The organism is Desertivirga xinjiangensis (assembly GCF_024436435.1).
Lineage (GTDB): Bacteria > Bacteroidota > Bacteroidia > Sphingobacteriales > Sphingobacteriaceae > Desertivirga > Desertivirga xinjiangensis.
Window position 1 is genome coordinate 313,070 of sequence record NZ_JAFMZP010000004.1, and the last position, 18,206, is coordinate 331,275.

The 18,206-nt window shown below is 39.9% G+C and carries 21 protein-coding genes; 10 read left to right on the top strand and 11 right to left on the bottom strand.

Going from position 1 to position 18,206, the window contains the following annotated elements:
• Position 1: 1 nt before the first annotated feature.
• The 5 genes from J3P37_RS12605 to J3P37_RS12625 all read left to right on the top strand — a co-directional run bounded on the left by J3P37_RS12605 (position 2) and on the right by J3P37_RS12625 (position 3,474).
• A complete protein-coding gene (locus J3P37_RS12605) occupies positions 2-337 on the top strand; it encodes an L-rhamnose mutarotase (RefSeq protein ID WP_256011563.1) in 336 nt (111 codons plus the stop codon).
• A gap of 456 nt (positions 338-793) precedes the next feature.
• The gene (locus J3P37_RS12610; protein ID WP_256011564.1) at positions 794-1,018 is read left to right on the top strand and encodes a hypothetical protein; all 225 of its coding nucleotides are present in this window, start codon (positions 794-796) and stop codon (positions 1,016-1,018) included.
• A 13-nt stretch (positions 1,019-1,031) separates the two neighbouring features.
• Positions 1,032-2,198 (top strand): glycoside hydrolase family 88 protein, encoded by a 1,167-nt coding sequence (locus tag J3P37_RS12615; RefSeq protein WP_256011565.1) that lies wholly within the window; start codon positions 1,032-1,034, stop codon positions 2,196-2,198.
• A 175-nt stretch (positions 2,199-2,373) separates the two neighbouring features.
• Complete coding sequence (locus J3P37_RS12620) at positions 2,374-2,739, top strand: response regulator (RefSeq protein ID WP_256011567.1); 366 nt, start codon at positions 2,374-2,376, stop codon at positions 2,737-2,739.
• Positions 2,740-3,015: 276 nt separating this feature from the next.
• Complete coding sequence (locus tag J3P37_RS12625) at positions 3,016-3,474, top strand: GNAT family N-acetyltransferase (protein WP_256011568.1); 459 nt, start codon at positions 3,016-3,018, stop codon at positions 3,472-3,474.
• 90 nt (positions 3,475-3,564) lie between these two features.
• Here the strand turns inward: J3P37_RS12625 and J3P37_RS12630 are convergent, their stop codons facing one another.
• On the bottom strand, positions 3,565-3,723 hold the full coding sequence (locus J3P37_RS12630; protein WP_256011569.1) for a hypothetical protein: 159 nt from the start codon (positions 3,721-3,723) through the stop codon (positions 3,565-3,567).
• Positions 3,724-3,757: 34 nt separating this feature from the next.
• Positions 3,758-3,964, bottom strand: a complete 207-nt coding sequence (locus J3P37_RS12635; protein ID WP_256011570.1) for a hypothetical protein — start codon at positions 3,962-3,964, stop codon at positions 3,758-3,760.
• 305 nt (positions 3,965-4,269) lie between these two features.
• Between J3P37_RS12635 and J3P37_RS12640 the strand changes: the two genes are divergently transcribed.
• Both J3P37_RS12640 and J3P37_RS12645 read left to right on the top strand, forming a co-directional pair.
• On the top strand, positions 4,270-6,165 hold the full coding sequence (locus J3P37_RS12640; RefSeq protein WP_256011571.1) for a DNA topoisomerase IV subunit B: 1,896 nt from the start codon (positions 4,270-4,272) through the stop codon (positions 6,163-6,165).
• A gap of 9 nt (positions 6,166-6,174) precedes the next feature.
• Entirely contained in the window at positions 6,175-6,684 is a 510-nt protein-coding gene (locus J3P37_RS12645; protein WP_256011572.1) for a cytidine deaminase, read from the top strand.
• 41 nt (positions 6,685-6,725) lie between these two features.
• Here J3P37_RS12645 and J3P37_RS12650 read toward each other — a convergent pair whose 3' ends face one another.
• Complete coding sequence (locus tag J3P37_RS12650; protein WP_256011573.1) at positions 6,726-7,160, bottom strand: nuclear transport factor 2 family protein; 435 nt, start codon at positions 7,158-7,160, stop codon at positions 6,726-6,728.
• A gap of 275 nt (positions 7,161-7,435) precedes the next feature.
• Between J3P37_RS12650 and J3P37_RS12655 the strand changes: the two genes are divergently transcribed.
• Complete coding sequence (locus J3P37_RS12655) at positions 7,436-8,533, top strand: acyltransferase family protein (protein WP_256011575.1); 1,098 nt, start codon at positions 7,436-7,438, stop codon at positions 8,531-8,533.
• Positions 8,534-8,578: 45 nt separating this feature from the next.
• A complete protein-coding gene (locus J3P37_RS12660; protein ID WP_256011576.1) occupies positions 8,579-10,000 on the top strand; it encodes a pectate lyase family protein in 1,422 nt (473 codons plus the stop codon).
• A 48-nt stretch (positions 10,001-10,048) separates the two neighbouring features.
• Here the strand turns inward: J3P37_RS12660 and J3P37_RS12665 are convergent, their stop codons facing one another.
• Entirely contained in the window at positions 10,049-10,210 is a 162-nt protein-coding gene (locus J3P37_RS12665) for a hypothetical protein (protein WP_256011577.1), read from the bottom strand.
• 148 nt (positions 10,211-10,358) lie between these two features.
• Here J3P37_RS12665 and J3P37_RS12670 point away from each other — a divergent pair, with 148 nt between their 5' ends.
• Complete coding sequence (locus J3P37_RS12670; protein ID WP_256011578.1) at positions 10,359-11,252, top strand: aldo/keto reductase; 894 nt, start codon at positions 10,359-10,361, stop codon at positions 11,250-11,252.
• Between the two features lie 53 nt (positions 11,253-11,305).
• Here the strand turns inward: J3P37_RS12670 and J3P37_RS12675 are convergent, their stop codons facing one another.
• The 7 genes from J3P37_RS12675 to J3P37_RS12705 all read right to left on the bottom strand — a co-directional run bounded on the left by J3P37_RS12675 (position 11,306) and on the right by J3P37_RS12705 (position 18,114).
• Positions 11,306-11,734, bottom strand: a complete 429-nt coding sequence (locus tag J3P37_RS12675) for a GNAT family N-acetyltransferase (RefSeq protein WP_256011579.1) — start codon at positions 11,732-11,734, stop codon at positions 11,306-11,308.
• Positions 11,735-11,751: 17 nt separating this feature from the next.
• Complete coding sequence (locus J3P37_RS12680) at positions 11,752-12,162, bottom strand: hypothetical protein (RefSeq protein WP_256011581.1); 411 nt, start codon at positions 12,160-12,162, stop codon at positions 11,752-11,754.
• Entirely contained in the window at positions 12,152-12,682 is a 531-nt protein-coding gene (idi, locus tag J3P37_RS12685; protein WP_256011583.1) for an isopentenyl-diphosphate Delta-isomerase, read from the bottom strand. The genes J3P37_RS12680 and idi overlap by 11 nt, the downstream gene beginning before the upstream one ends.
• Positions 12,683-12,687: 5 nt before the next feature.
• Positions 12,688-13,533: a phytoene/squalene synthase family protein gene (locus tag J3P37_RS12690; RefSeq protein WP_256011584.1), complete on the bottom strand. Its 846-nt coding sequence runs from the start codon at positions 13,531-13,533 to the stop codon at positions 12,688-12,690.
• 82 nt (positions 13,534-13,615) lie between these two features.
• Positions 13,616-15,283, bottom strand: a complete 1,668-nt coding sequence (locus J3P37_RS12695) for a glycoside hydrolase family 43 protein (RefSeq protein ID WP_256011585.1) — start codon at positions 15,281-15,283, stop codon at positions 13,616-13,618.
• Positions 15,284-15,357: 74 nt separating this feature from the next.
• The gene (locus J3P37_RS12700) at positions 15,358-16,362 is read right to left on the bottom strand and encodes a pectinesterase family protein (protein WP_256011586.1); all 1,005 of its coding nucleotides are present in this window, start codon (positions 16,360-16,362) and stop codon (positions 15,358-15,360) included.
• Positions 16,363-16,935: 573 nt separating this feature from the next.
• Positions 16,936-18,114, bottom strand: a complete 1,179-nt coding sequence (locus J3P37_RS12705; RefSeq protein WP_256011587.1) for an AIR synthase related protein — start codon at positions 18,112-18,114, stop codon at positions 16,936-16,938.
• Positions 18,115-18,206: the final 92 nt, after the last annotated feature.

Here is an 18,206-nt window from a genome sequence, read left to right on the forward strand (position 1 = left end):
AATGAAGAAATATTGTTTTGCACTGGATTTGAAAGATGATCCGCAGCTAATGCAAGAATATGTTGAGATGCATCAAAACGTATGGCCGGAAATAAAGAAAAGTATCAGAGATTCCGGGATTTTGGATATGGAAATCTATAAGGTGTCTAATCGTCTATTCATGGTGATGGAAGTTGAGGATGGTTATTCATTCGAATCGAAGGCCGAAAATGATGCATCAAACCCAAAAGTTCAGGACTGGGAACAATTAATGTGGAAATATCAGCAAGCTTTGCCTGGAGCCAGAGAAGGTGAAAAGTGGATGCTAATGGAAAATATATTTAAATTAAATGGATGATGTTTAGAGGATTCGAGATTTTACATTATTGCTGAACTCCGGACAATTCAGACTACATAGACCAAGTGATTGAGAAGATATACGATAGCATGGAGCCTCTTGGGTGTAAGACCGAGGGGCTTTTGTTGTTTGATGGAAGGGAGTATTTTAGCGTCTCATGATTGTTGGTTCATGAAATGAAAGGTAATGAGATACAGATTTAGAAACGAGGCTTTCTTAACATTGTTTCTATTCCATATCGTGCGAAGGTGAATATTATATATTTTAGAAGATCATTGGTGAACCGGTATTGAATGCGTTGCAGATAATAAAACTTACTAACAGATATAATTATGAAACTAAAAGTAGGCCCTGATTAGTGCCATCACCTGATTAAGATGTAACCCTTCAACAGGCGGATATGATGAATGGCCGGTTAACATAACTGATGCTGTAGCCGCATTCAAAGAGACGGATGTGTTTCAAAAACAATTCAATGGTTCGGTTCCCTCAATATTCGTTTCCCTGTCAGGTGATGGAGAGCTTGTTGACAACCAGGGTACTTCGACAGGATCACGTGCGGTACAGTTATATAACGGACGGGCAATTATCCGGGTGAAAACGCGTAATGGAAGGAGCAATGTAGCTGCCAGTATTCCAGAAATGACATCCACTATCCCATCAATATTTATAAATCTATAAGAAATCAATTATTATGAAATATTCTTTAGGCCTGATATTAGTTCTTCTCAATATCAATACAATTTATGGACAGAAAATTAATGTTAAGAGAGAGTTTAAATTTGCTGAAGAGCAGGTAAATTATATGCTGAGCGAGATTGAAAGGGCGGATGTAAAGCCTGGCCAGGTTTCTCCCCGGACCTTTGAAAACGGCAAGCTAAAGCTTGTGGTTTCTAAGGATTGGACCAGCGGTTTTTTTCCAGGCGTTTTATGGTATTTATACGAATACACGGGCGATGCCAAATGGCTGACGCAGGCAAAGAAGTTCACTGCAAAACTCGAGAAAGAGCAATTTAATAAGGGCACGCACGACCTGGGTTTTATGATCTATTGCAGTTACGGAAATGGTTTCCGCTTAACCAAGGATGAAAACTATAAGGAGGTGATCATTCAGGCAGCTAAATCACTTTCAACCCGTTTCAGTCCTCAAACAGGCGTAATTCGTTCATGGGATCATCATAAAGACGTATGGCAATTTCCCGTCATTATCGACAATATGATGAACCTGGAGTTGCTTTTCGAGGCCACAAAACTTACCGGAGATTCTTCCTTTTATAAAATTGCGGTAACACATGCAAACAATACTATAAAAAACCATTTCAGAAGCGATAACAGCTCTTACCATGTGGTGGATTATAACCCCGAAAATGGTTCTGTTAATAAAAAGATGACGCATCAGGGTTATGCCGATGAATCTGCCTGGGCGAGAGGACAAGCCTGGGCCCTTTATGGTTTTACCTTATGTTTCCGGGAAACGGGCAACAGAGCTTATTTAAACCAGGCAAATAAGATTGCCTCGTTTATATTAAATCATCCAAATCTGCCTAAAGACCTTGTGCCTTATTGGGACTTCAATGCTCCGGGTATACCTGCTGAACCGAGGGATGCGTCTGCTGCGGCAATCATAGCTTCGGCATTGTACGAACTGGCAGGTTATTCGAATTCAGACATGTATAAAAAGAAGGCAGGTACTATCCTTCGAAGTCTGAGTAAAGGGTATCATTCGCCTGCAAAGAAAAATGGTGGTTTCATATTGATACATAGCACTGGTCACAAGCCAGCTAAAAGCGAAATTGATGTGCCCCTTGCCTATGCGGATTATTATTACCTGGAGGCTTTATTGAGAAGTAACCGAAAATAGCGTAGATTGCTTCATGGCGGATGGCTTCATGTATGCGTAATGCCAAATGCGCATACATGAAGCTATTCTACTTTAAAGGCAAACAACGCTCTCCGGAACTCTATCAATTAGTATTTATCTAAACTATAAAAGCTTTTTTGTTGTAGTAATTGTGTTATAACAGTTTTTGCTGCAAATGAAGAAAAAGATATTAATTATTGAGAAGGATGAGGATACACTCCAGATTATATCCCATCTTCTTATCGAAGAGGGTTATCAGGTGAGTGCTTCGTCTTCTGAATTCGGAATATTTGAACTCATTCGTAAAGAGATGCCAGATGTTATACTACTGGATATCTTAAAGCCTACAGTACAAGGTGCAGCATTAAATCGGGCAATCAGGGCAACAGAAGGTATCAACCGCATACCCATCTTGTCCTATTCGATGTATCTTAAATTCCATGGGACTGAAAGCGATGGAATTGAGGAAGAACAGAGTGTCCAACCGTTTAATTTGCTTGAATTACTAAATATTATCGAGCGACAGCAGAATGTAAGATGAGCTGAAGACGGCTGAAGAGTCGAGGAAGAAGAGGGTTTGTTGCTTTTATAAATCAATGTTACAAAAAAAGGTCTTCAAACGGGGAGGATGAAGACCTTTAAACTAACCAATTATAAACCACTACAAATATAAGAATGTTTGTTAATATGTCAAGGGTTTTTTGATAAAAATAAATTCATCTTAATAGAATCATAAAAATGTTGTGAAAATCGCAATCTTAGTTCGCTAAGAGTGGTTTATTTAGTATAATTGTTTTTGCGAAATTAAAGGCATTAAATGATACGACTAAAGCGTACATCGACCAAAGACCGGGATTTCCGGAATCTCATTGTGGAACTCGACACAGATCTGCAGAGCAGATACAAAGATGTAAAATATCAGTATAATGCCTACACAGATGTAGATCACCTTAACACTGCCGTCATAGCTTATATTCAGGATATCGCGGTAGGATGTGGCTGTTTTAAAGAAATAGGTGAAAATACGGTGGAGATTAAGCGGATGTTTGTGAATCCCTATTTCAGGGGGTTTGGTGTCGCATCGTCTATTATAGAGGAACTCCTGATTTGGGCTAGACAATTATATTACGAAGAGGCGGTGCTTGAAACCGGTAAAAAACAACCGGAATCTATCAAGCTCTATGCTAAGCACGGATTTACAATCATAGACAACTTCGGACCCTACATAGGAATGGAAGAAAGCGTTTGCATGCGAATGGATCTAACAAACAAATAAGTCCTGAAATTGATTTCAGGACTTATTTGTTTAACTGAGGGAAAAGAACGAGTGTTATAGGTAGAGTAGGGTATAATGATTCACTTTATGCTATGCAACTAAAAGATTTTGGTCGTTTGAGTTCAGCGTATTTACAAGTTGACTTTTTGCAGCTTTTATTAAGCGGAGTTCATCGGCTAGTATACTTAAAAGTTGTTTGTCGAATTTTTCGCTGAGTTTAGTGATTTTAGTTTTAGCTTGACTTTTCATAACGTTTCTTTTAGGTTGTATCTTAATTTTTTAACTAGTCTTTTTCAGGTTCGTCTGGATTATCGCTAAGATTATTCTTTCTGCGTTCAGCTTCTTTTTTTTGTCTTAAAAGTTGCTCTAAATCCCGTTGATCATCCGCTTGTTCCGGATTTGAAGGGTTGTCCCAGTTTTTTTCCGGTACTGCTTCTTCGTTTTGCTCTTTTAGATCTTTCGGTAATTTTATTTTGTTTACGACTACCATAATATTTCCAATCTGTTTTTATCTGTTCATATTCCATACCAGAATTGGTAAAAACGAGCGGTTGTTAAAAGAATATTTCTAATTTGTTTGAATATCAGTTTCTTATAACCGAGATTATTTACCAGGTGCTGTACGGATTATCATACAAACGATTTTTTTATTAGTCCAGGGTTTCCGAGATGTATGAAAAATAGTACGCAATCAGACAATTGTTGATGATTTGTTATTCTATCAAATGCGAAAATTTTTAGTTTTGTATAAGTTTGATGTAGGATCAATCTTTATCTTTCCAAATCCGATAGAATATGGCAGAGAATTTAAGCGAGAACGTAAATTATAGTGAGGATAGTATCCGGTCATTAGACTGGAAAGAGCACATCCGTCTTAGGCCAGGTATGTATATTGGCAAGCTGGGAGACGGATCCGCATACGATGATGGTATTTATGTTTTGTTAAAGGAAATAGTTGATAACTCAATAGACGAGTTTGTGATGGGAGCGGGCAGAACGATTGAGGTCAATATTAGCGAGCATAAAGTAAATATCCGCGACTATGGCCGGGGTATTCCGTTGGGCAAGGTAATAGATTGTGTTTCAAAAATTAACACAGGTGGTAAATACGATTCAAAAGCTTTCCAAAAATCAGTAGGTCTGAACGGGGTGGGTACAAAAGCCGTTAACGCATTATCTACAAGTTTTACAGTTCAGTCTTACCGCGATGGCAAAACGAAGATCGCAGAGTTTGCAAGGGGCGAACTCATCAGAGACGAGGCTGAAAAAGACACTACTCAGCGGAATGGAACTGCTATAAACTTTATTCCGGATGATTCTATCTTTAGAAATTACAGGTTTATTCCGGAGTTTATCGAAAATATGATCTGGAATTACGTCTTCTTGAATTCAGGCCTAACTATAAATTTCAATGGTCAAAAATATTTTTCAGAGCGGGGACTGCATGACTTATTGGTAAAGAATACCGATCAGGAAGGAATGCGGTATCCTATTATTCACCTTAAAGGTGAAGATATTGAAATTGCGATGACCCATGGTCAGCAGTATGGAGAGGAGTATTATTCTTTCGTGAACGGTCAGCATACCACTCAGGGCGGAACACATCAGGCCGCTTTCAGGGAGGCTGTGGTCAAGACCGTGCGTGAGTTCTATAAAAAGGAATTCGATGCCGCCGATATCCGGGCTTCTATTGTGGCTGCAATTGCAATTAAAGTGCAGGAGCCCGTATTCGAATCGCAAACCAAGACCAAACTAGGCTCGCAAAATATCGGACCGGAAGGCCCTTCTGTCAGGGGTTTTATCAATGATTTTGTGAAAAAAGCATTAGATGATTATTTGCATAAGCATACCGAAACTGCTGATGCCTTATTGAAGCGGATTCAACAGTCTGAACGGGAACGAAAGGATATAGCTGGAATTAAAAAGCTGGCGAATGAGCGTGCAAAAAAGGCTTCTCTGCATAACCGGAAACTCCGTGACTGTAAAATACACTTTGACGATAATCATGAACGTAAACAGGAAACAACTTTATTCATTACGGAGGGGGACTCTGCAAGTGGTTCGATAACCAAATCGAGGGATGTGATGACCCAGGCTGTGTTCAGTTTAAAGGGAAAACCGCTTAATTGCTTCGGGCTTACCAAAAAAGTGGTTTACGAAAATGAGGAGTTTAACTTATTGCAGCATGCGCTTAATATAGAGGATGGTCTGGATGCCCTGCGGTATAATAATATTGTTATAGCAACTGACGCGGATGTGGACGGGATGCACATTCGTTTGCTGATGATGACATTCTTTCTTCAGTTCTTTCCAGATCTGGTAAAAGCCGGACATGTATCTATCCTCCAAACCCCTTTATTTAGGGTGCGCAATAAAAAAGAAACCATTTATTGCTACAGCGATGAAGAGCGGCAAAGGGCAATAGCGAAACTGGGAGTAAAGCCTGAAATCACACGGTTTAAAGGTTTGGGCGAAATATCACCCGACGAGTTCGGGTTATTTATTGGAAAGGACATCCGCCTTGATCCCGTAATTTTGAAAGACGCCAACATTCATTCTTTGCTGGAATATTTTATGGGAAAAAATACACCTAACCGCCAACAACATATAGTAGGTAACCTGCGAGTGGAAAAGGATGACGCTCAGTTTGCGGCCAGCGCAGAAACTATAGAGGCTGAAACCGCTGCATAGATTTTAAGGATGGTTACCGAAAAAACACTAAGTATAGCTTTCCATATTTATAATACGATAGCAGAACTGGGCCCTGAAGATAAACAGTTGTGTCTGGAAGCAGAGAAAGCCCTTAACTCTTCTTATTCTCCCTATTCTGGTTTCAGGGTTGGGGCGGCAATATTGCTGGAAAGTGGAAAAATAATCCATGGGAGCAATCAGGAGAATGCTGCTTTTCCGTCCGGCCTATGTGCAGAGCGTGCAGCGTTGTTTAATTTTGGTTCCAACTATCCGAATGAGAAGATTACCCATATAGCTATCACCTCTTATACAGACAAGTTTGTTGTCGAAAATCCGGTAACTCCTTGTGGCGCTTGTTTGCAGGTTCTGGCAGAGTATGAGAGGAAGCAAGTTTCGGAAATTGAGGTTTTACTTTACTGTTTAAATGGCGCCGTGTGGAAAATAAAGGGCGCGAAAGCATTTTTACCGTTCCTGTTTTTTGAGAATAGGCTTAATAGAAGCGATGATAAAACCGCATAAACCAAGCTGCCGCCGACAGCTTGGCTCTATCTAAAACTAAATTAACTAAAAGAACTTGAAACATTGGTTATTTTCCAACCCCGGGTGGTGTTAGCCAATGTCACATAGTTTATTTTCGAGAAGTTCTCATATTTCATGGTTACCTTAACCACGGCTTGCGAATTGTTTTGCTCTACTACATTGTATGTCGTACTGCAGTTTTGTTTTACGTCTGAAGTGTTTTTCAGAGAATTAACCATGTCAAACTTGCTGTAATTTATGATTTTATCACCTCGGGTGACAGTAAACTTCACATCGTTATCAAGAACATCAGAGAATCCTTTAACCTTTCCTAAGGAAACCGCATCGATATAAGTTTTGAGTGCATAATCCATACTTAGTTTACTAATAGTGTTAGGCTCATCGCGGGCGAATGAACGGGCTGACATTGATACTAAGAGAAGCAAGGTGGCGAAGAGAGTTTTGAGCGTTTTCATTGTGTTTGTTATTTGAGAGTTTATATCTAAATAGACGTAAGTTTTATTAATGCGTTACATTGGCATGAAAAAATTTCAGCGTGCTGAAAAGTGATTAGCATCAAACTTTATAAAAAGGCAATTAGCCTCAAGGATTCTCGTCATAGTGCAAATAGCGCTCAGTGTTTTGCGTTGTTACATGAACAATGAATAAATTATATCTAATTCGCAAAACTTCTCAAAAAACTGTAACAATAACAGGATTGATTTGTAAATAATACAGTCTACCTGTTACTATGGAAAAAAAAGCGTATTTCGCATCGATAGCCAACCTGCGTGTAATTGCTATCATGGCTATCATTTTGAATCATTCCCAGCTTGGAATTGAAGCCGATACCCACTACTCTTTGACATATCTTATTTATGGCCAGTTTTCCAAATTCGGATCTCTGTTATTTATGATCATTTCAGGTTTCCTCTTCGAAAAAACAATCTCGAAGTACACAACAGAACAGCTTCTCTACCGAAAAACCACAACCATTCTTTTTCCCTCCCTGCTATTTATTCTACCCTGGATTATCCTGAATATAGGGGTTTTGCCTTTTATCGGCGAACAAACAGCCGTTATCAGCAAGAGCTTTATTTACACTGAGCTGTACAATATTTTTTTTCGATCAATATATTGGTTCCCTATTAATCTCTTTTTGATCCTGATGATTAATAGCTTCATTCGCGGGCGGCGGAGTCTGAGCTTATTGCTCATCCCGGCAGTTTTGATCACCATTTTTTATAGCGTCAACATTTATTACCATTGGGTTCCCCGGCGACATAATAGCGCCATTCTAGCCTTTTTTACCTTCTTTTTTGCCGGGCGCTTGTTACATATCTACTATCCTCAGGTAAAGAATATTATTAAAAACGCCTCTCGCAACCTGTTTTTAAAATTACTTTTTTGTGGCCTGAGTATTACTTTCTTCGTATGTGCGGTTTTTGAGAGCTATTATATCCAGGAAAATGTTCAGGGCACGGATCCAAACAATATTCTGCGCATGAGTAATATACTCTATACTATCGTATTTCTAACCTTCCTCTATGGGATAAGGAACAGAGTTGATTTTACTAAATATTTTGCAGATAAAACCGTTTTTCTTATTTATCTCATACATCCTTACTATCTTTATGTAGGGAAGTTTTTATCCGGCAAGATCATAAAATTCGGACAATTGCATACTGCGGACTATATACCCTTAGAACTAGCTTATGGAACAGTAATTTTCATCTTGTCAGTATTTTCAGCCAGGTTGCTTTTGAAAAGCCCTGTTTTCAATTCTATAATAAGCGGTGATATATGGGTGAAGAGAGCCGGGATTGAGGCCCGCCAGGTTTCTGGGTAACAAAAAAATTAATTTTTTAATATAGATTTCAATGGAGGTACAAGCATGTTTTTTAGGAAAAGAGGCTTAAAGTACCAGATAGGGAGATTTCTAGCTGCGTTATTACTATGTATTATTGGATGCCCTGTTGTTTCACAACCGATAGCTTTTCCGGGAGCAGAGGGTTTCGGTAAGTATGCGACGGGAGGGCGTGGAGGTAAGGTATTGCGGGTTATAAACTTGAATGACAATGGGCCCGGTAGTTTACGAAATGCACTTGACGCGAAGTATCCCAGAGTTATAGTTTTTTCTGTATCAGGAACCATTCATCTTAAGTCGAAGCTAACTATCAGTGGCAACAATGTAACCATTGCTGGACAAACTGCTCCCGGGGATGGCATCTGTATAGCTGATTATCCGGTAGGTATCAATGCGAGTAATGTCATTCTGCGATATATTCGTTTTCGAATGGGAGACAGATATCAGAATAAAGGAATGATTGACGGAGGAGGCTCGGACGATGCCCTAAGTGGCGGAAGTAAACAAAAGAATATTATTATTGATCATTGTACAATGAGCTGGAGTACTGACGAAGCCTTTTCCCTTTACGCAGGCGACAGTACCACCCTGCAATGGAACCTCATCTCGGAGCCACTTAATTATTCCTATCATTTCGAAAAAGGCGATAAAGACTTTGAGCAGCATGGATTTGGAGGCATCTGGGGTGGAGCACACCTGTCAGCACATCATAATCTTTTTGCACATTGTAACAGCCGCACCCCCCGTTTTGAAGGCAACCGGCATATTCCACAGGAGTTTGTAGACTTTAGAAATAATGTAATATTTAACTGGGGGACCAATAATGTGTACGGGGGCGAGGGAGGTAATTACAACCTTGTGAATAATTATTACAAATACGGACCTTCTACAAAGGAAAATGTGCGATACAGAATTGCAAATCCATATAAACTCGAGGGAAGGCTTCCCTTCGGAAAATTTTTTATCGAGGGAAATTATGTCGATGGCTCATCAGAAGTAAGCAATGATAACTGGATGGGGGTTGAAATGAACCAGGGGACTGAAGAAGACAAGATGCTTGCAAAAGTTAATTCAGCCTTTCCTGCAGAGCCTATTACCACACATTCAGCGAAAGATACGTATAAATTGGTCCTTCGCAGCGCAGGCGCAAGTTTGCCCGCCCGGGATACCATCGATCAGCGAATCATCAGAGATGTAGAAAGCAGAATGGGCCGCCTGATAGATGTGCAGGGAGGTTATAAACATGGTGCCGAATATAGTAAGAGCAAAAAAGCCTGGCCTGAACTAAAAACCAGCGGAGTTCTTTTGGACTCAGATGAAGACGGTATGCCGGACGATTGGGAAAAGGTTCATAAACTAGATCCCTCGAAGGCCGGAGATGCTAATCAGTACAGGCTGGAAAAACAATATACGAATGTCGAAGTTTATCTGAACTCTCTGGTAAAATAATACAATCCAGACTGCGGGGGATTACTATAAATTCGTTTTGCGCTTATATTAATCATTGCGTATAAGGTCCGGCAAATTGAGGATTGGATACAAATTACCGGGAATCAGGATGTACTGATATCCGTTTTCAATGATAAGATTATTGTTAAACTCTCCGACTACTTCTCTTAAGTAACCCGCATACAAAACATACTTCCCTTCCCTGTACATAATTTTAAGTTTATATGTTGAATTATACGTGTTACGTTTGGTATGTGTTACAGCCGTTTTAGGGATAAACGTCGGGGTGAAAATAATTGTAATTTAAATTCTTTTAATTGCCATTATATACGATAATTGTAAAAGGCAAAAGTTAAAAATGGAAAAAATATATTTAAGTGATGCAGGTCCGAAAGTATCGCCTGCTATTTATGGTTTCTACAGGTGGAATAACGAGGTGAGTGATACCACCGCAACCATGGAAAAAATCGTTAACTTATGTCTTGAGTTAGGGATCAATACTTTTGACCATGCAGATTCCAATGGAGGGTATCAGTGTGAGGAGACATTCGGAAACCTAATAGCAAAAAAATCATTTAAAAGGGAAGATATCGTTTTGTTTACCAAGTGTGGCCTGCGTTTACCTCACGTGAGCCAGCCTGGAGTGTATGTCAGACATTATGATACTTCGAGTGACCATATCCAAAAAAGCGTAGAAGATTCATTAAGAAAACTTAAAACGGATTATATAGATATCTTTTTACTGGATCATCTGGATCCAATTTCAAACCTTGAAGAAACGGCGTTTACTCTGGAAAAGCTGAAAGACTCGGGTAAAATCAAGAATATCGGCGTTGCTAACTTCTCGGTATTTCAACATCAGCTTCTGGCGTCTTATCTTAAAAAGCGTATTGTTACCAATCATATTGAATTGAATTTGCTAAACACTACCGCATTGGATAACGGGCAGATTGATTATATTAAGCAACGGTATATGCGGCCATTGGCTTCTTCGCCTTTGGCAAGAGGAAGGATACTGGAGGGGGGCGATCCTCAGGCAGTAAGGGTGCGGGCCAAACTCGAGGAGATTAGTGAAAAGTATCATGTTGATAAAGAATCACTGGCTGTGGCTTGGTTAATTAAACTGGGAGCACTACCTCTTATTGGCACAACCAGTGAACAACGTATCCGAAATATTGCGGAGTCCTTTAATATCGATCTTAGTCACCAGGACTGGTGGGAGTTGTATAATGCTTCCAGGGGAGAGCTTTAGGAAGAGATGATTAAATTAAAAAGCCACAGACGTATTCTGTGGCTTAATTGCGTCTACAATTCTTTTTTCATCATAAAGTGCGGGATACTTACTTCTTCAAATTCATCCCCTAAAATCTCATATCCTAATTTCTGATAAAAGCCAACTGCTGTTTTCCGAGCATGTAGAAATAATTTGAGGAAGCCCGCTTTTTTTGCGTGTTCTTCCGCAAAACCAATAAGCTTAGTGCCAATGTGTTTTCCTTGAAGTTTAGGTTGCACTGCCATTTGTTGTAGCTGAATGACATTTTCCGAGATTGTTCTGAGGAGGCAGCATGCTATCATTGTGTCCTGTTTAAAACATCCTATAAGGATGGTGCTTTTTTCCTTCTCAAGATATTCCTCATCAAAATGCAAGCCCAGAGGTTTACGCAGAACCTGGCTTCTTAAGGTGACCATTTCTTTATATTCGTCGCTTCCATGGCTGATAATTTTAAACTCCATATAAAACCTCTTTCAGTTCAATTAATTGAGAATGGATATTTGCTTAAAAAAGTTTGTCCCATAGCATTCTTTTCATACCTGGCCAGGCAGGATCTTTTCAGGTCATTGTTGATGTTATCCCCGTCCAGGGAAATATCAACACCCTTGGGAAAGTTTCCTCTCTTAAAAAAAAATACTCGTGTGGTGCCGTACTTGGTATGCGGCATCAATTTGCCGTATTGCTCCATCTCATTCCACAAGGTGTCTGCGACACTAACTGCATAAATACGGATCACAGGTCCAGTGTTCTGCTCGTTACGTTTAAAGTCCAATTCCTCGAAGTTTCCTTTGAGATCGGACGTTCCGGGTTGAGTAAAGGAGTCTTTTATCATCCACAACAATCCAACAATTACAGGCACCAGTATAAAATATTTTCTTTTAAAACTCATTATTGCTTAATATATCTTTCACCTTTGGGTATGCAATTAAAAACCAGAAAGTGAAATCTTTTTTGTTTTCTTTTAGAAGTAAATCTATCTCTGAAGGGAACAGCCATTTATAATCGCATACTTCGTCTGGATTTGGGTCAACCTGCCCAGTGTAGTCACCAATTAAAATATGATCAAACTCATGTTCAATAAGTCCGTTTGGAAAGGAGGTTTGATAGGTAAATGAGGCAACCTCTTGTAGCTCGCAGTTAAATCCCATTTCTTCATATAAACGGCGCTTAGCCGCGCTTAACGTAGTTTCTCCTGGAAAGGGATGGCTGCAGCATGCATTGGTCCACAGTCCCGGGGAATGATATTTGGACACTGCTCTTTTATGCAGGAGCATCTTCCCTTCATTGTTCCTTATAAAAACGGAGAAAGCCCTGTGAAGAAACCCTTTTTGATGCGCCTCTAACTTCTCCATAGTTCCAAGAGGTCGGTCATTCGAATCCACCAAAATCACCTCGGTAATAGTCTTCATTTAACTCATATTAGATTAAGCTGATTTCTTAATCCCGCCTTACATACAATAACCAGTTTCATGTGATTTGAAATGCGGATCCGTTTTGCAAGAATAACCTGCGGATGCGTACGTTTAACTTTTTTAAAGAGTGCTAGATAATATTTGTAAGCTACGTATACACCAAATCTGGCACTAAGGGGCAATAATTTTATGCCTTTATAAGCCATTTTAAAATCCTCTTCAATATCATCTTCTATTTTTTGCTTTTCAAATTCATCAAAGCGATTTTTCTGAAAATCCGGAAAATAGGCTCGTTCGAGATCATCTACATCAGATTGTAAATCTCTCAAAAAATTTATTTTTTGAAAGGCAGCACCCAAAGCTCTTGCATATCCCTTAAGCGTTTCAAACTGCTTTTTATTGCCTTTGCAAAATACCGAAAGACACATTAACCCGACAACTTCTGCCGACCCATAGATGTATTGCTGATATTCCGCCTGTGTAAAACAAGATTGTTGGTCAAGATCTGTCTCCATGCTGTTGAAAAATGCCACTATGAGCTCTCTGTCTATCTGATATTGATGTACTGTTTGTTGAAAGCTTTGCAATATCGGATTAAGACTGATCTTATCATCAATCGCCCTGAAAGTATCTTCCTTGAAATGCTTCAGCAAGGTTTTTTTATCGTGATCATGAAACGTATCGACAATTTCGTCGGCTAGCCTCACCATTCCATAAATAGCGCAAACGGGAGTTCTGAGATCCTTTCTGAGAAGGTTGATTGCAGAAAAAAAAGAGGTACTGTATGCCCGAGCCACCGATTTGCTGCAATTTCCTGCAACATGATCGTACATGATTACATTATTCATCTGGTCTATGTCGAAAATATAAAACCGTTTTGCACTATTTAAGTTTAGAGCAAAACGGTTTTTATTTCTAAAAACTGATGGCTCAGTTTTGAATTACTTTTTCAATCCTGAACCAATCAAAATCTGCATATCCCGAATCATTAGTTACTGTTTCACGGGTAGCAAAAAGTCCTACTTTGGCACCTTTCCATTTGCCAACTTCGGCCTGAAATTCGTCGCCAGCATCAGTATAGGAGAGGCCATCTAAGCTATAACTAAACCGACATTTAGCGCCATCGGTGATTTTTACTCGGAAGTAAATATCGGCCTTTGGGTTACTGAGTTTTAAAATTGTTTTTTCATCTTCAGGTTTTCCTCGGTCTGCATCCTTACAAATTGTATATACCAGGTACACGCCATCTTTCTTACTTTTGAGTGCCAGGTTGGCGTAGCTTAGGCCCATGATGGCCAGGCCAGTTTTTTCGTTTTCTATTTTAGTATTGTTCGGAGAGAAATTCAGTTTGGTGGTCGCCATGAATATGTCTGCCGGGAATTTTTGTGACAGAACATTAGGTGTTTCCCAAAGATTTTTAGCTTCCCCGGGTATTTCATCGGTGAATAACCTTAGAGTGCCTTTTGCCGGATTACTGAAAGACCAGGTAGCCTTTGAATTGGCATGCCATTGCCATTGTAGCCCAAGTTTTGTCCCGTTAAATTCATCGCTTTCTATTGGTGTTACTATTGGATGTGTTTTTCCAACATCCGGTTTTTTATAGGTAAGCACAGGGTCGCCTGTCCCATCGCCGTCCGAATCAGTTCCTATTACCGGCCAATTATCAATCCATTTCATTGGATTGAGATGGACTACCCTACCATAAGCTTCCTTGTCCTGGAAATGCAGGAACCAGTCTTCTCCGCTTTGAGTGTTAACCCAAGCTCCCTGATGCGGTCCATTAACCGGCGTTTTTCCCTGAGCCATTACCACCTTTCGCTCATAGGGACCATAGACATTTTTCGAACGTAAAACCAGTTGCCAGCCCGTAGGTACGCCCCCGGCCGGAGCAAAAATATAATAATAACCATTTCGCTTATAAAATTTGGGACCTTCAATGGTGACATCAGTTTCGTGCCCATCGTAAACCAACACTCCCTGATCAATCGTTTTGGTGCCTTCGCTGTTCATTTTTTTCACCACGATCACGCTTTTTATACCAGCCCTGCTTCCCGCATAAGCGTGCACAAGGTAAACTTTTCCATCTTCATCCCAGAGAGGGCATGGGTCTATCAAGCCTTTTCCTGCTTCAACGAGTATTGGTTCAGACCATGGACCGGCTGGATTTTTAGCCTTTGTAAGAAAAATTCCAAAATCGGGATCAGGGTAATAGATCAGAAATTCACCATTTCTGTATCTTATAGAGGGGGCCCAAACCCCGTTGCCATGTTGAGGTTTCGAAAAATGATCAAAAGGCGCCAGGCGAGTTACAGCATGTCCGATGATGGTCCAGTTTACAAGGTCTTTGGAATGTAGTACCGGTAAGCCTGGAATGTCTTCGAAAGATGAAGAAATTAAGTAAAAGTCATTGCCCACTCTGATAGCATCAGGATCTGAGTAATCGGCATTTAAAACCGGGTTTTTATAAGTACCGTTGCGCTGGTCAGAAACCCAAACCTCTGATACGTAATCTGGCTGGCTTTTGACTTGTCCATTGCCGGATACTGAAGCAAAAAGGAAAGCGGAAAAAAGAACGGTTTTTAACTGATCTATATTCATTGTGTGTTAAAGGTTATAATTTGAAGTTTAGACTAGCGAATGCGCTTGAATTGCTCATTTAAATAATTGATTACTTATTTAGTTGCAGGAACCCAAGGTTTTGAACCTGAAAAAATATTTTGTATCGTGTATTTTTCAACCTGTTTTTTCGTTAGCTGTCTAGACCATGAAACTCGCTTGCTGGTGTCAGCTCCTGCACCCGTGTTCGCGTATTCGGCATAAAAAGCAGTCTTCTCTTTATCAGGGAACATCTTGTCTCCTTTCCATGGATTCCAGCCTTCAGGCACTATGTGGTCACCCATTTCTGTACGGATAAAGACCGTCTGTGCATATGGTCGCCAGGGTCTTCCTAAAAACACCTTTGTTGCTGCTGAATCTGCTATCAGCTTGCAGTCAAGAAAGACGTATCCGAACGCTTGCCCGGGACGGGTAGCAGCAGCTGTAATGTATGAATTGCTAAGGCTTTTAATTGTACAACGTTCGAATACTACTGTTGCTTCACCGAAGATAAAATCGGTGGTCCCTTCAATATGGCAATTTCTAAAATACTGGCGGCTGGTTTCTTTTGCGGTATACAGGGTATCCTGGTTTCCGGTTATCTTGCAATTGGTAATTATTATGCGATCTCCCTCTGTATGCAAGGCTACGGCTTGCCCCACTCTGCCTGCAGTATTTTCGATAGTAAGGTTTTCAATATGGATATCATTGCCTTGAATAAGAAGGGTATAAGAATTAAATGTTGAGAATTTCTCCAGGCCCAAAGCATCTTTACCCTTGGCGTTCAATTTTCCGGAATAGTCGTTCCAACTGATAACAGTATTTTCGGGGTTTTCTCCTACGAGCGAAAGATTTGATTTCCAGGAAGGGATCACAACCTTTTCTTTGTATACTCCCTTTTTTATATAAATGATAACCCGCTGATGACCAAGATCGCGTACCGAATTTATAGCTTCCTGTATTGTCGTATAATCTGCGCTTCCATCCTGTGATACCGTAATTTTATCAGGATACGTTTTGAGCTGTGCCCTGGTACCAGTAATAGTAAAAAGTAAAAGTAGTGTAGTTACAAATGATTTCACGGTCAGTTTATTTGTTTTAGTATTTGAAACGAGATAATTGGTTATATCCCTAAATACAAGAGTAGCAAGTTTTAAATTTTTTAGCTTAAGAATGGGAATATATTTTTGTGCAATCGTTCCCGATAAGGCCTTTTATACCAAATGATTGTAATATTTTAGTTGGAAAATACCAACGTTTGCATAAAGGCTGTCTTTATACCTATAGAGTGCCGGAATAAAACCAGGTAAACTTTGTGCAAATAATGAAAGTTCAAGAGCAAAAAGGGCAGTTATTCTTCGTCTTCCAGGACGGCTGCATTTGCTATCTCATAGGCCATCCAGCCATATGCCATTAAAACGCATAAAATTATAATTGCCAGTGTCATGGTAAATATTTTGGTTTATAATTTATACAAGTTCGCGAAAAGATTTCAAATTGAATATCTTTTTTTTAAAAAAATAGAGTATTTCATTCTCATGCGTGTAAACACCGGAAGATAAGAGGGAGAACTACAAATCTGTTGATTTTTGTAAATAAAAAAAAAGACCTGCAAAATTATCAAGTCTTATAGGTCCTTCTGTGAGATATTGAGATTAATGATAAATAAATTCGCCGTATTCTGATCTAACAGTCACCTTTTTTGTATCAGCTGCTTCAACTCTTCCAACCACCTGGGCACTGATGCCGAAGCCCTCGGAAATTTTAATGATTTCAGAAGCGATAGCCTCAGGTACATAAATTTCCATACGATGACCCATGTTAAATACTTTGTACATTTCTTCCCAGCTGGTGGCCGATTCTTCCTGGATCAACTTAAACAGCGGAGGGATGGGGAATAGGTTATCTTTTATGATGTGAAGGTTGTCAACAAAATGAAGTACTTTAGTTTGGGCTCCACCACTGCAATGCACCATTCCATTGATTTGCGAACGAAAAGCTTCGAGAATCTTAATGATCACCGGAGCGTAAGTACGTGTGGGTGAAAGTACCAGTTTACCTGCTGACACAGTTTCATTCGTTCCTATTTCTATTTGGTCGGTAAGCTTTTTATTGCCGGCAAATATCAATTCATAAGGAACTGCAGGATCGTAACTTTCAGGATATTTCTCTGCCACATATTTATGGAAAACATCGTGACGTGCAGAAGTTAAGCCATTAGATCCCATACCTCCATTATATTCCTTCTCGTAGGATGCTTTCCCGTAAGAAGAAAGGCCAACAATAACATCACCAGCTTTGATGCGGTCGTTAGAAATTACCTCATCTCTCTTCATGCGGCAGGTAACGGTTGAATCAACAATGATGGTGCGAACCAGGTCGCCGACATCAGCCGTTTCTCCCCCGGTCGAGTAAATTCCCATTCCCAGAGCTCTGAGGTCAGAAAGAATTTCTTCTGTACCATTGATAATTTCGGCAATAACTTCGCCAGGGATCAAATTCTTGTTTCTGCCTATAGTAGAGGAAAGTAGGATATTATTTGTCGCACCCACACAGAGAAGGTCGTCGATATTCATGATAATCGCATCTTGCGCTATCCCTTTCCAAACGGAAATATTGCCGGTCTCTTTCCAGTAGACGTAGGCAAGCGATGATTTTGTTCCTGCACCATCAGCATGCATAATATTACACCAGGCATCATCTCCACCTAGAATATCAGGAATGATCTTGCAAAATGCTTTTGGGAATAAGCCTTTATCTATGTTTTTTATTGCGTTGTGAACGTCCTCTTTGCCGGCAGAAACACCGCGCTGATTGTATTTTAAGTCTGACATCGGCTGCAAAGTTAGCTGTTAGATATGAGAATGCAGAATAGGTAATGAAAGAAGCCGCCTCAAAATAAATTGCGGCGGCTTCTTTTTAAGGT